Below are 13,240 nucleotides of genomic sequence, written 5' to 3'. Positions count from 1 at the left end.
CAATGAGTGTGGCGGTTTGCCTACGTCCACGTGAGCGCACCGATCCCCGCACACCCACCCACCGCAAGGAGCTTGCATGATTCTCACTCACTCCGCACTTTACATAGACGGAACCTGGCAATCACCGACGACTTCGGACGCCATCTCGGTGCACTCGGCCAGCACAGAAGAGAAGATCGGCAGCGTGCCGGGCAGCGCACCAAACGACGTCGATTCTGCCGTCGCGGCGGCGGGCCGGGCCTTCCGGACGTGGTCGCGACTCGAGCCTGCCGACCGAGCCGACGCCTTGGATCGATTTGCCGCAGCCTTGGGGCGTCGCGCCGACCTCACAGCCCGATTGGTCAGCCAGCAGAACGGAATGCCCGTATCGATCTCCACTGTCGCTGAAGGACAGGGACCTTCAGGGCTTTTGAGCTATTACGCCGCGCTTGCCCGCACGACCGAGCTCGAAGAACCCCGTCACGCGCTGGCCGGAACGGGAACCACCATCGTTCGGAAAGAACCGATCGGTGTTGTTGCCGCGATTGCACCGTGGAACTTCCCATCTCTTCTCGCAATGATGAAAATCGCCCCCGCGCTCGCATCGGGATGCACTGTCGTACTGAAGCCGTCACCCGAGACCTTGCTCGACGCGTTCGTCCTGGCAGAGGCCGCAATGGAGGCCGGTCTTCCTGCCGGTGTTCTCAACATCATCACCGGCGGACCCGAAATCGGCAAATACCTCGTCGCTCATCCGGGTGTACACAAGGTCGCGTTCACTGGCTCTACACCGGCAGGCCGACACATCGGAGCAACCTGCGGACAACTTCTGCGTCCGGTATCGCTCGAACTCGGCGGTAAGTCCGCCGCAGTCATTCTCGACGATGCGGACCTCGACGCGACGATGGCAGGTTTGGCGACGGCATCGTTGATCAACACCGGACAAACCTGCTACGCCTCGACAAGAATTCTCGCGCCCGTCGGACGCTATGAGGAAGTGCTCGATGCCGTCACCGCAATGGTCGATTCGCTGCCGGTGGGCGACCCGTTGGATCCCACCACCTTCATCGGCCCTCTCGTGAGCGCCGGGCAGCGCGAACGCGTCGAGTCCTTCATCGCCGCAGGCACTGCGGAAGGCGCACGGATCACGACCGGCGGATCACGACCGCGCACACTCGAGCGCGGATGGTTCCTGGAGCCAACCGTTTTCGGTAACGTCTCCGCAAACCACACGATTGCAACCGAAGAGATCTTCGGCCCCGTACTCTCTGTCATTCCATACACCGACGAGGCACAGGCCATCGCAATCGCCAACGATTCCGAGTACGGCCTCGGTGGAACCGTGTGGACTGCCGACTGCGACCGCGGGATGGAAATAGCCCGCTCAGTCGATACCGGTTCGTTCGGGATCAACGGCTACACACTCGATTTCGGAGCACCGTTCGGAGGCACCAAGGCGAGCGGCATCGGTCGCGAGCTTGGACCGGAAGGCCTGGCCGCATACTTCCAGACCAAATCGATCTTCACCACGGCCTGACTCGTCACCTGCGCCATGAGTGGCCGGAAATCGTCGAGCACATGATGATTGCACACTTACTTAACGATCGTTAAGCTAGGTTCAATGCAGTAACCGCTACAGAAGATCAAGGAAGTATCCAGTGGCCGTGCGATCCAGTGACCAGTACCGAAAAGGGCTCAGCGACGATCGCCGAGTCTTCTACCGAGGCAAGAAGATTTCCGATGTCTACGCCGAACCCGAACTGACTCTCGCAGTGAACCATTCGGCACTGTGCTACGACATCGCCGACGATCGACCCGACCTCGCGGTCACCGATGTCGACGGTGACCCAGTCAGCGCGTTCTACGTGGCGCCGACATCTGCGGACGATCTGATTCGTCGCGGCGCCCTGATCGAGGAAGTATCGCGGCGCGGCGGCGGAACCATCGTCCTCAAAGAGGTGGGCAGCGATGCGCTGTTCGCCCTTCTTCGTGCAACCAGCGGTGAAGGTCTCGAGAATGCGCGCGCTTTCTACAAGCGGGTCTGCGACGGCGATCTCGCACTCGCCGTCGCGCAAACCGACGTCAAGGGTGACCGGTCACTTGGACCGCGCCAACAGGCAGACCCAGACCTCTACCTGCACATCGTCGACGAGGACGCCGACTCCATCACCGTGCGCGGTGCGAAGTGCCACACTTCGTTCTCGGCGAACGCCGACGAGTTGATCGTGCTGCCCACCCGCGCGATGGGCCCCGAAGACGCCGATTACGCAGTGTCCTTCGCCATCCCGATCGACACACCGGGTCTCGAGCTGTACGTCTCTCCCTACGCATCCGGAGAACGCAACTCCTTCGAATTTCCGATCTCCACGAAACACAAACTCCTCGAATCGCTCACCGTCTTCAACGATGTCCGAGTACCGAAGAATCGAGTCTTCCTCAACCGTCAACCCGAACTTGCCGGACCACTCGCGTTGGCGTTTGTCGATTACCACCGGTTCACCGCCATCAACTACAAGTTGCCCCTACTCGACATCATGGTCGGAGCAGCTTCACTGATCGCCGAGGCCAACGGCATCAGCAAGGCAGGCCATGTGAAGGGCAAGATCACCGAACTGATCACCTGGAGCGAGACCGTGCGCGGACTGGCTCAACTCGCCGCCGTTCGATCAAAGCCAGGAGCACACGGTGTCAGGCAACCAGATCCGCTTGCCGTCAACATGGCCAAATACCACTTCGCACATGGATTCCACAACGCGGTCGCCATCCTCACCGATCTCTCAGGTGGCCTCCTCGCCACCGGCCCCGGCGGTGAAGACTGGGACAATCCCGAAATTCGTGTAGTTCTCGAAAAATACTACGCTGCAGCAGTTCCTGCCGAAAAGCGTCTCCGTCTGCTGAACTTCATTGCGGATCTGACCGCCCGCGACTACGGCGGATATCAGTCAGTCCTGGCCACGCACGCAGAAGGATCACTCGAGGCCGAGAAACTGCAGATCTCACGCTCCTTCGATCCGATGAGGGCACGCGAATACGTCAGTGACCTCGCCGGAATATCCCACCTCTGACCATTCGTCCCGAGAGAACAACAAGGATTTTCATGATCTCGACAGCATTCACGGAAACGTTCGGCGTTCGCCACCCCATCGTCCAAGGTGGAATGCAGTGGGTCGGCAGAGCAGAACTCGTCGCAGCCGTTGCCAATGCCGGCGCATTGGGATTCATCACTGCACTCACGCAGCCGACGCCGGCCGACCTGGCGAACGAAATCGCCCGATGCCGCGACCTGACCGACCAACCGTTCGGCGTCAACCTCACAATTCTGCCGTCGATCACGCCACCGCCGTACGACGAGTACCGCCAGGTGATCGTCGACTCAGGCGTGAAGATCGTCGAGACCGCAGGTTCCAATCCCGGTCCTCACCTGCCGATCTTCCATGACGCCGGAATCAAAGTGCTCCACAAGTGCACAACAGTCCGGCATGCGGTCAAGGCACAGGATCTCGGTGTCGACGGAATCAGTATCGACGGATTCGAGTGCGCCGGCCATCCAGGGGAAGACGATGTCGCAGGCTTGGTCTTGATTCCAGCGGCCGCAGACAAGATTTCGATACCCATGATCGCTTCCGGCGGCTTCGCTGATGCACGTGGTCTGGTCGCCGCGCTGGCGCTCGGAGCAGACGGCATCAACATGGGTACGCGATTCATGTGCACCACCGAGTCTCCGATCCACCAGAACATCAAAGAAGCCATCGTCGCTGCAGACGAAACACAGACCGAACTGATCTTCCGACCACTCCGCAATACTGCACGCGTGGCAAGCAACATCGTCAGCCGAGAGGTTGTCGACATACTCTCCCGCGGCGGACAATTCGAGGATGTGCGCGACCTGGTAGCAGGAGCGCGTGGGCGAAGCGTCTACGAAACCGGTGATCCCGACGCCGGCATCTGGACGGTCGGCACATCACAGGGGCTGATCCACGACATCCCCACCGTCGACGAGTTGGTCCAGCGCATGGTGTCCGAAGCAGAGGTCATCATCGGGGCACGCTTGCGTTCGATGACCGAACGCGTTTCCGTCTAGGACAGGAGAGCAACCCATGCGTCGAACACTGTTCACAGCCGACCACGAGGCCTACCGAGAGACTGTGCGCGAGTTCATTGCCCGCGAGATCACGCCTCACTACGACAGCTGGGAAGAAGCCAGGCTCGTCGACCGATCAGCGTGGCTCGCGGCCGGCAAGATGGGTATCGTCGGCCTGGCCGTCCCCGAACAATACGGAGGCTCGGGTGAACTCGACTACCGGTACCGGTACGTGGTCGCCGAAGAGATCGCCCGTACCGGTACCACCTCGTTCGGCGCCGGACTCGGCCTTCAGGACGACATCGTCATTCCGTACATCGCCGACCTCGGCACAGACGAGCAGAAAGCACGTTGGCTACCGGGTATGGCTGCCGGTGAACTCATCTGCGCCATCGCGATGACCGAACCGGGTACCGGCAGTGATCTGCAAGGCATCAAGACCTCCGCCGTTCGAGATGGCGACGACTGGATCTTGAACGGGCAGAAGACGTTCATCACCAGCGGAATTCACGCCGACATGGTCATCGTTGCGGCCCGCACCGATCTCAAAGCGGGGTCGCGGGGATTCAGCCTCCTCGTGGTCGAACGTGGGATGGACGGATTCACCCGCGGTCGCAAACTCCACAAGGTGGGGTTGGCGGGTCAAGACACAGCCGAGCTGTCGTTCGACAACGTAAGAGTCCCGGTAGGCAACCTCCTGGGCGAGGAGGGCGGAGGCCTCATTCATCTCATGGAGCGTCTTCCCCGTGAGCGTCTGTCGATCGCCGCGAGCGCAATCAGTTCCGCGCGTGCGGCATACGAATGGACCAAAGACTACGCGTTCGACCGCACCGCCTTCGGCAAGCCGATCGGCGACTTCCAGAACACTCGATTCGCCCTCGCCGAGATGCTGACCGAGATCGACGTGACACAGGCATACGTCGACAACGCAGTCCTGGCCATCAACGACGACCAGCTGTCAGCAGTCGAAGCGGCACAGGCGAAGTGGTGGGCCAGCGAACTTCAGAAGCGCGTCGTGGATCGATGCGTACAACTACACGGTGGATACGGCTACATGATGGAGTACCCGATCGCCCGGGCGTACGTAGACAGCCGAATCCAGACCATCTACGGCGGAACCACCGAAATCATGAAGGAGATAATCGGTCGCGACATCGCAAAGAGTTGATCAGCACCGAGAACGACCGTGGTCCCGAACATCCTGTGTTCGGGACCACGGTCGTTGTAAGCGCCGTTCTCGCTTCGTCTATCCGAAAACTGCTGCGCGCTTTTCCTGAAACGCCGCAACACCTTCGGCAAAATCACCACTACCCAACAGGTCGATCTGGCCTATGCGCTCGCGTGTGAACGCATCACCGAGTTCGGTGAGCGTAGCGTCGTTGATCGCCTTCTTGGTAAACCGAAAAGCAGGGGACGACCCGGCGACCAATCGGTGCGTCAGGTCTGCCAATTCCACCGCGAAGGCGTCGTCCTCGCACACGTGTGAGACCAGGCCGCAGTCGAAAGCATCTCGAGCGGATAATCTTTCGGCCAGCAGCGCCATGCGCATCGCGCGCGCGCGACCGATCGACGCTGCCACCAGTGCGGTAGCTCCACCGTCCGGCATCAATCCCACCTTGGTGAACGCGAGCAGAAAGTAACTCGACTCCGCCGCGAGCACGAGGTCGCACGCCAAAGCCAGCGAAACACCCACACCTGCAGCAGGGCCTCGTACCGCAGCGACCACCGGAAACGGAAACTCTCGAATGGCCTGCACCAAGGCATTGGCGGCATCGATCGTGTCCGCCGACGGCGGACCGGACAACGTCACGTCCGCGAGGTCCGCGCCCGTGCAAAAGGCCTTGCCCTCTCCTTCGAGAACCGCCACCCGCACATCCGAGGATTGTGCGTGCTCGACGAAGATCGTGGCAAGTCTCTCCAGGGTTTCGGTAGTCAACGCGTTCATTCGCGCTGGCCTGTTGACAACTATGCGGAGCACCCCGCCGTTTCGGCTCGCGTAGACATCCGGTCGCGTTTCGGTCATTGAAATTCCTTGTCAGTCAGACTCGATCGAGTTGTGCTACAAAAGTTGATCTTCGCGATCCATCGACGATGAGTAGGGGGCAACGTAAGAACGATCGAGAGAGGCTGTCGCGACATTCCTCGCCTGTACTTCTTCCCCTCAGCCGCCCAGCCAATCCTTCGTCACGACGGTGGTGTCGGCCCCGGGTGGCCGAGCACCTGACGGCTGTGCAGTCCTGGAACGGGAGAACCGCGGCGCGGGTGCCGCCTGCACTATTCCGTCGGCCTCGACAAGAGTTCCCCGCTGGGCAAGATGCGGGTGCAGCGCGGCTTCGGCGGGACTCAGGACAGGAGCAACACAAGCGTCCGTCGATTCGAACAGCGCTGCCCAGGCGTCTCGCGTGCGCGACGAAAACGCCTCCGTGAACCGTTCTCGGATTGTGGGCCAGCCCCTTCGATCCATCTGTTCAGGCAACGATTCCGGCGCGATATCCAGGCCTTGGAGGAGCGCCGCGTAGAACTGCGGTTCGAGGGCACCGACTGCTACGAACTTACCGTCCGAACATTCGTAGGTGTCGTAGAACGGCGTGGAACCGTCCAGGAGGTTGGTTGCACGTGAGTCACTCCACTGTCCGCTCCCTCGCAACGACCACATCATCTGCGCCAACACCGAAGTTCCGTCGACAATTGCGGCATCGACCACTTGTCCTTTGCCCGAACTCTCTCGCTCGTACAAGGCAGAGACGATTCCGACGATCAAGAACATGGAGCCACCGCCGAAGTCCCCGACGAGGTTCAGCGGAACCGTGGGTTTCTCGGCCGGACCGATGGCGTGCAGGACTCCGGTCAGCGCCAGGTAAGTAATGTCATGCCCCGCCCGCTGCGCGAGTGGGCCGTCTTGGCCCCATCCGGTCATACGTGCGTAGATCAGCCGGCTGTTGAGTTCGGTGCACACGTCGGGACCGAAACCCAGCCGCTCGGTCACGCCGGGCCGAAAACCTTCCAGGAGCACATCGGCTTTCGAGACGAGGGCCCTCACCAGCTCTCGGCCTGACTCGGTCTTGAGGTCGGCTTCCACCGACCGTCTCCCCCGCAAAAGTTGGTCCTGCTCCCGTGGCGAGATCTCGAGTCCACCAGACGGACGCTCGACTCGAACTACGTCCGCTCCGAGATCTGCAAGCATCATCGCAGCGTGTGGCCCCGGCCCCAACCCGGCGAGTTCCAGCACTCGAACACCGTGCAACGGGCCGCTCATCCGACGGACACCTTCCCTGAATAGCGCTCGCGCAGTTTCCCTTTGACTAGTTTCCCGGTCGGAGTTCGAGGTAGATCCGTACTGAACACGAGTCGCCTCGGCAACTTGTACTTGGCGATCTGTCCGCGCAAATGAGAAAGCAGTTCGTCGCGAAGCGCATCGCCGGCTTCGGCTTCGGGGACTGGCTCGACGACAGCCATCACTATCTCCCCCATCTCGTCGTCGGGCAACCCGATCACCGCCGCGTCCAATACCGAGGAATGCTCGATCAGCACGTTCTCGATCTCCTGCGGGTATATGTTCACACCACCCGAGATGATCATGAAGGACTTACGGTCGGTCAGAAACAGATAACCCTCCTCATCCATGAAGCCGACATCACCCGTAGTCGTCCAGGTCGGGTGGGCGGGATGCTGTGCTTCCTGGGTCTTTTCGGGCGCATTGTGATAATTGAAGGGCAACTCGTCACGTTCGAAGTACAGCGTACCCACCTCGCCGGAGGGTAGATCTTCGCCGTTCTCCCCACATACGTGGAGCACTCCCAGGGCGGCTCGCCCCACTGTGCCCGGCTTTCGCAGCCACTCGTCCGAGTGAACAATGGTCATGCCGTTGAGTTCCGTCGAGGAGTAATATTCATCCAGAATGGTTCCCCACCAATCGATCATCTTTCGCTTCACATCGACGGGGCACGGTGCGGCTGCGTGGACGGCAAGTCGCAGAGACGATATGTCGTAACGGTCTCGGGTTTCCTGTGGCAGTTTGAGCATGCGCACGAACATTGTCGGCACCCACTGGCTGTACGTGACGCGATAACGCTCGATGTATTCCAGGGCCTTTTCCGGATCGAACCGATTCATCATCACTACGGTGCCGCCCAGCGCCTGGACCGACGCGCACGTCCGGAGCGGAGCGGCATGATAGAGCGGCGCCGGGGACAGATAGATGTCGTCTTCGGTTACACCCCAAACACTTTGGTTCATTGTCGTCATCTGATCGCCGGGATCCTGTATCCGGCGATTCGGTAGAGCCGGCTTGATGCCCTTGGGACGGCCGGTTGTTCCCGACGAGTACAACATGTCGGCGCCGCGCGGTTGATCCGGGAGCGGTATGTCCGACTCCATGTCAGCCGCCTGGTCGAGGGAGTCGTATCCGTCTAGTTGACCGCCGAAGGAAAGCCTGGTCACCTGCCGGGGAACGAGGTCGGACAGCGTCTCTGCCAGTTCGCCCAGAGCAGCATCGACGATGACTACCTTTGCCTCGCAGTCCTCAACGATGTATGCACCTTCCGGAGCGGTCAGGTGCCAGTTGACCATCGTCAGGTAGACACCGGATCGCATAGCCGCCCAGTAGATGTCGAAGACCTGAACGTTATTGGTGGCGAGCACGGCCAGGTTGTCGCCTCGCCGCAACCCGAGTCCGTGGAGCACTCGCGCAATCCGAATCGAATTCGATTCCAGTTGCGCGAACGTCACCGCTTCACCGGTCTCGGCAACGATTACCGCGGCCTTATCCGGGTTTGTCGCAACATACGCTCCGGGATACATGGTTTACTCCAAGGTTCGTTCGCTAAGGTCATTTGTTCACAAAGTTGTTCGTGTAGAGATCATTCGAGAGACAGCGCGACTTTTCCTACCGCCGTACGCTCACTCAACGACTTCAATGCATCGGCGGCACGCGCCAAGGGGTAGAGGGTGGGCTCGGGCACCCTCAGAGCTCCGGACTCGAGCAGGGGGTAGAGCTCCTGCCATTGACGCGCCAGATATTGGGGATCGGTTTTCAGATATTCACCCCATCCTGCACCGGTAACCGAAATATTCTTCAGGAGAAGTCGATTGACTTTGACCGTGGGAATATCACCGCCGGTGAATCCCAAAACGACCAGGCGACCGTTCGGCGCAAGGCTGCGCAGGCTGTCGGTGAAGCGGTCACCACCGACCGGATCGAGAATGATGTCGACACCGCGCCCATTCGTAATCCGTTGGACGCGTTCCTTCCACCCGTCGACCGACACGACGTGCGTTGCCCCGGACTCCGCGGCGATTTTCTCCTTCTCGCCTGTACTCACGACAGCGACGGTCTCCAGACCCAGCGCTGACGCGACATGCAACGCGGCCGTACCCAACCCACCGGCCGCGCCGTGAATCAGGACGGTCTCGCCGGCACGGTATCGCGCGCGTTCGTCGAGGGCGAAATGCGCGGTCAGATAATTCAGGAGAAATCCCGAGCCGGCCGAGAGCGAGACCGCATCAGGCAGAGCAAAGACATTGGACGGCGCGACCGCAACGGTCTGCTGCCACGCGCCTTCCCCGGTCGTAAGCACGGCCACGCGCCGCCCGGGTGTGAAGCCGGACCCTGGCGGCGCGCTCCGAACGGTACCGGCGCCCTCAACGCCTAGCGCGCAAGGTAATTCGCGCACCGTTTGGTAGCTGCCCGTGGTCTGGAGAAGATCGGGGAAACTCACTCCGGCGGTGTGCAGATCAATTACCACCAGTGCCGGATCGACAGGTTCGTCGACATCGACCAACGACAGACCTCCGGGCCCCGTCGCCTCCACCAAGTGGACTGCTTTCATTCAAACTCCTCGGACTGGTCCCGGCGACTTCGTTGACAAACGGAATCCGCCGTAGCAACAGTTTAACGATCGTTAAGTAGGACTCTACGGCGACAGGCAGACCATGGCAATGACGTCTGACCGCGGGATGCCCCCGGCCGTAGTCCTCGACGATGTTCGCGAAGCCACACTGGCAGAGAGCGGTTTTCGATCAGGTCGTCAGTACAGGTAATCCTCGCCGCTGGCGCGCACGGTTATGTCACTGATGCTGATACCCCATGGTTGATCGATGATGTGAACAACAGCGTCAGCCAGGTCGTCGGGCTTGATCAGCCAGTATTCGATGGAGTCGACGTCCTTCTGCCCGGGGCTGAGGGTGCCGTCGGTTAGATGCCCGACGTTCTCCATGTAGGTACCCGCACGTTGACCGGTGAGACCGAGGATCGCGTTCTCGTTGACGATCCAGCTCGCCAAGTTTGTTCCTGTCACGCCTGTGGGCTTGACCGTCGTCACCTTGATCTTGCCCTTGGCTTCGATTCGCAGTGAATCCGAGATCGTGGTGACTGCAGCTTTGGTCGCGCTGTAGACGCCGGAACCGTCGATGCCTGCGTTTCCGAAGATCGACGAGATGTTGACGACTTGACCGCGTCCCTGCTCGATCATCTGGTCGTATACGGCCGAGATTCCGTTCACGACGCCCTTGATGTTGATGTCGATTGCCTTGTGCCACTTCTGCCACGCACGTTCGTGATCGGCGAAATACGCGAGAGGCATGACGCCTGCGTTGTTGACGAGTACGTCCAGCGCTCCGTACTCCGAAATGCCGTGCTGCGCCGCAGCGATGACCTGATCCATGTCGGTGACGTCGGCAATCTTGTAGGTACCGGTGAATCCCGCGGCCGCGATACCGTCGAATACAGTCTTCAGGCCCGCCTCGTTGATGTCCACGCCGACGACTTTGGCGCCCTGCGCTGCCACCTTCTCGGCGATGAGTTGACCGAACCCACCGCCTGCACCGGTGATGAGAATGACCTTGTCCTGCAAGTACTGAGACATAGCTGTTTCCTCTTTTTCTGGATCTCGGGTTCGTTGTGGGTCAGACGATGTCGATGGCATCGAGGACTGCGGCGACGGTCTTGCGGTCGCCGGAAACCTCGACGGCAGACCGCCATGCAGATCGGGTGGTCCCCCACCGCAGGAATTCGGTGGCCTGGGTGGTCGCGACGTTCTCCGGCACGTCGCCAGCTTCGGTGACGGTCACTCCCCCATCGCCATGAGAGATGACGAAAGTGCGCTCGGTGGCGCCGTTGAGGCGCAGTGCCACAGGCGATGTCAAGGCGGCGGCGACAGCTTCGCCGCACATCTGCGGGAGCCCCGCAACCATCCAGTCGATCGCCGGATCGACAGCGGCCGCCACGTCGATCTCACCGTGAGGAAACGGTCCGAACGGCGACAGAAGATCCGACGTCAAATGGACGAGATGGTCGAACGACACTGCGTCACTGAGCTGATGAAGGCGATAAGTCCCGAGGTCGAGCATCTCGAGTGTGTTGTTGCGAAGCTCCTCTGTCTGCAGCGCGGCCAACGTCGCGAGTCCCGCTTCGGATTGTTCCCGGTAGTAGTCCAGGATCTGCTCGTGCGGTAGATCGGCACGCTCGCGGACGGCAGCGTCGTTGAGCCGCTCGGACTTTCCACTGGGGTTCGGCGGGAACACCAGATCCGGATCGGCGATGAAGTTGAAGAAGAACGCCATGTGACCGATGAGATCGTGGACGCGCCAACCGTGGCACGCACTGTCTGATTCCCACTCGGTGGTGCCGAACTGCTCGGCGATTTTCAGTGTGTTTTCTGCCAGCGCACGAGCGCCGGCGAGTCCTGCGTCGGACATGGTGGCTCAATTCTTACGAGGATGCGAGGAAAATGGATTTGAGCTGCTGGTACGCCGCGAGCCCTTCGGGACCGAGTTCACGACCCAGGCCGCTGGCTTTGACTCCACCGAACGGTGAACCCCAGTCGAGGTTGAAGGTGTTGACACCGAACGAGCCGGTCTCGACACGTCGAGCAATTGCGATACCGCGTTCCTCGTCGGAGGTCCATACAGTCCCACCGAGGCCGTACTCGGAGTTGTTGGCAAGCGCGACAGCCTCATCGACGTCGTCGTATGAAATGACTGACAGCACCGGCCCGAATACTTCCTGCCGTACGATGGTGCTGTCGTTGTCGATATCGGCGAACACCGTGGGCTGCACGAAGAATCCGGTGTCGAGGTCGGCGGGGCGTCCGCCACCCGTGGTGACAGTTCCGCCCTCCGAGCGTCCCTGGTCGATCAAGGACAGCACACGTTCCTGTTGCCTTGCGCTCACCATCGGGCCGACGAACGTCGACGGTTCCATCGGGTCGCCGACCTGCAGACCCTCGGCCATTGCGGTAATGGCGTCGACGTACGTTCGACTATGGCTGCGGGGAACCAAGATTCGAGTCGACATATAGCACGTCTGCCCACTGTTGAGCAGGGATGCAGTTGCCAGACCGGTTACCGTCTCCTCGACATCCGCGTCGTCGAGGACCAGTGCCGCCGACTTGCCACCCAACTCCAAGGTAACGGGGCGAAGCATACCGCCACACACCGTGCCGATGTGTCGACCGGCCGCAGTGGATCCGGTGAAGGCTACCTTGTCGATCCCGGGATGCGCCACGAGATACTGACCGATCTCCGGTCCGCCAGTCACGATGTTGATGACGCCCGCGGGAAGTTCTGCCGCAATGGCGGCCTCGGCCAATATATAGGAGTCCAAGGTGGTTTCGGGAGAGGGTTTCAGCACGACGGTGCATCCCGCAGCAAGAGCCGGGGCGATCTTGAACATCGAAAGCACAGCCGGGAAGTTCCAGGGCGCGATGGCAGCAACGACACCGATCGGCTCGCGTCGCACGATTGTCGTACCCGGCATCGGTTGGCTGGCCCGTCGCTCTTCGGTAGGCATCGACTCGGCGAGGCCTGCGTAATAGCGCAAAAGCTGGACGGGTGCGGCCCCCTCGGCGAAACGGGCGAGCTCGATAGGCATGCCGTTCTGGTGAGTGACCGCCGATGCGCGGTCTTCGGATCGTTTCTCGAGTTCGTCGGCGAACCTGCGGATGACACGCGCACGTTCGGCGGGGGAAAGATCGGCCCAGTCATTCCGTCGCAACGCTTTTCGAGCCGCTGATACAGCTGCGTCGACATCCGTCGATACGGAGGCGGGGAACGAGCCTATCTGCTGCTCCGTGAAAGGTGATACGGCTCGGATGATTTCGGAAGTATCCGGCGCTCTCCACAGTCCATCGATGAACAGTGCAGTGCGGTCGGTGAGTGTTGTCATTTCTGGCTCCTCCAGGG

11 protein-coding genes are annotated in these 13,240 nt (G+C 60.9%); 4 read left to right on the top strand and 7 right to left on the bottom strand.

All coding sequences use genetic code 11. The features are described 5' to 3' along the window. Window positions 1-76 precede the first annotated feature (76 nt). The 4 genes from GJB56_RS25880 (at window position 77) to GJB56_RS25865 (ending at window position 5,228) form a co-directional block, all read left to right on the top strand. Complete coding sequence (locus GJB56_RS25880; protein ID WP_113682086.1) at window positions 77-1,516, top strand: aldehyde dehydrogenase; 1,440 nt, start codon at window positions 77-79, stop codon at window positions 1,514-1,516. 121 nt (window positions 1,517-1,637) lie between these two features. After that, window positions 1,638-3,044: a 4-hydroxyphenylacetate 3-hydroxylase N-terminal domain-containing protein gene (locus GJB56_RS25875; RefSeq protein WP_113682085.1), complete on the top strand. Its 1,407-nt coding sequence runs from the start codon at window positions 1,638-1,640 to the stop codon at window positions 3,042-3,044. Between the two features lie 32 nt (window positions 3,045-3,076). After that, a complete protein-coding gene (locus tag GJB56_RS25870; RefSeq protein WP_069146935.1) occupies window positions 3,077-4,060 on the top strand; it encodes an NAD(P)H-dependent flavin oxidoreductase in 984 nt (327 codons plus the stop codon). A gap of 16 nt (window positions 4,061-4,076) precedes the next feature. Then, the gene (locus GJB56_RS25865; protein WP_113682084.1) at window positions 4,077-5,228 is read left to right on the top strand and encodes an acyl-CoA dehydrogenase family protein; all 1,152 of its coding nucleotides are present in this window, start codon (window positions 4,077-4,079) and stop codon (window positions 5,226-5,228) included. A 78-nt stretch (window positions 5,229-5,306) separates the two neighbouring features. On the opposite strand, the gene GJB56_RS25860 is transcribed toward GJB56_RS25865, so the two are convergent. The 7 genes from GJB56_RS25860 to GJB56_RS25830 form a co-directional block, all read right to left on the bottom strand. Continuing rightward, window positions 5,307-6,083 (bottom strand): enoyl-CoA hydratase, encoded by a 777-nt coding sequence (locus GJB56_RS25860; protein WP_113682083.1) that lies wholly within the window; start codon window positions 6,081-6,083, stop codon window positions 5,307-5,309. Window positions 6,084-6,221: 138 nt separating this feature from the next. Continuing rightward, on the bottom strand, window positions 6,222-7,316 hold the full coding sequence (locus tag GJB56_RS25855) for a CaiB/BaiF CoA transferase family protein (protein WP_047888211.1): 1,095 nt from the start codon (window positions 7,314-7,316) through the stop codon (window positions 6,222-6,224). Continuing rightward, window positions 7,313-8,860, bottom strand: a complete 1,548-nt coding sequence (locus GJB56_RS25850) for an acyl-CoA synthetase (protein ID WP_069146932.1) — start codon at window positions 8,858-8,860, stop codon at window positions 7,313-7,315. Before GJB56_RS25850 ends, GJB56_RS25855 begins: the two co-directional genes overlap by 4 nt. A gap of 59 nt (window positions 8,861-8,919) precedes the next feature. Continuing rightward, on the bottom strand, window positions 8,920-9,888 hold the full coding sequence (locus tag GJB56_RS25845) for an NADPH:quinone oxidoreductase family protein (RefSeq protein WP_019749696.1): 969 nt from the start codon (window positions 9,886-9,888) through the stop codon (window positions 8,920-8,922). A 198-nt stretch (window positions 9,889-10,086) separates the two neighbouring features. Next, window positions 10,087-10,923, bottom strand: coding sequence for an SDR family oxidoreductase (locus tag GJB56_RS25840; RefSeq protein WP_019749697.1), 837 nt, complete (start codon window positions 10,921-10,923; stop codon window positions 10,087-10,089). A 40-nt stretch (window positions 10,924-10,963) separates the two neighbouring features. After that, window positions 10,964-11,755, bottom strand: a complete 792-nt coding sequence (locus tag GJB56_RS25835) for a maleylpyruvate isomerase N-terminal domain-containing protein (protein WP_113682082.1) — start codon at window positions 11,753-11,755, stop codon at window positions 10,964-10,966. Window positions 11,756-11,768: 13 nt separating this feature from the next. Next, entirely contained in the window at window positions 11,769-13,223 is a 1,455-nt protein-coding gene (locus GJB56_RS25830; RefSeq protein ID WP_113682081.1) for an aldehyde dehydrogenase, read from the bottom strand. Window positions 13,224-13,240: the final 17 nt, after the last annotated feature.

This window comes from Rhodococcus sp. AQ5-07 (assembly GCF_009707305.1).
GTDB classification, from domain to species: domain Bacteria; phylum Actinomycetota; class Actinomycetes; order Mycobacteriales; family Mycobacteriaceae; genus Rhodococcus_F; species Rhodococcus_F erythropolis.
This window is presented reverse-complemented; position numbering and strand designations above follow the sequence as displayed.

Bases quoted from the DNA above. Each gene is read 5' to 3' on its own strand.
- GJB56_RS25845 (WP_019749696.1), bottom strand. From the start codon at position 9,888: ATGAAAGCAGTCCACTTGGTGGAGGCGACGGGGCCCGGAGGTCTGTCG.
- GJB56_RS25865 (WP_113682084.1), top strand. From the start codon at position 4,077: ATGCGTCGAACACTGTTCACAGCCGACCACGAGGCCTACCGAGAGACT.
- GJB56_RS25870 (WP_069146935.1), top strand. From the start codon at position 3,077: ATGATCTCGACAGCATTCACGGAAACGTTCGGCGTTCGCCACCCCATC.
- GJB56_RS25840 (WP_019749697.1), bottom strand. From the start codon at position 10,923: ATGTCTCAGTACTTGCAGGACAAGGTCATTCTCATCACCGGTGCAGGC.
- GJB56_RS25880 (WP_113682086.1), top strand. From the start codon at position 77: ATGATTCTCACTCACTCCGCACTTTACATAGACGGAACCTGGCAATCA.
- GJB56_RS25855 (WP_047888211.1), bottom strand. From the start codon at position 7,316: ATGAGCGGCCCGTTGCACGGTGTTCGAGTGCTGGAACTCGCCGGGTTG.
- GJB56_RS25860 (WP_113682083.1), bottom strand. From the start codon at position 6,083: ATGACCGAAACGCGACCGGATGTCTACGCGAGCCGAAACGGCGGGGTG.
- GJB56_RS25850 (WP_069146932.1), bottom strand. From the start codon at position 8,860: ATGTATCCCGGAGCGTATGTTGCGACAAACCCGGATAAGGCCGCGGTA.
- GJB56_RS25830 (WP_113682081.1), bottom strand. From the start codon at position 13,223: ATGACAACACTCACCGACCGCACTGCACTGTTCATCGATGGACTGTGG.
- GJB56_RS25835 (WP_113682082.1), bottom strand. From the start codon at position 11,755: ATGTCCGACGCAGGACTCGCCGGCGCTCGTGCGCTGGCAGAAAACACA.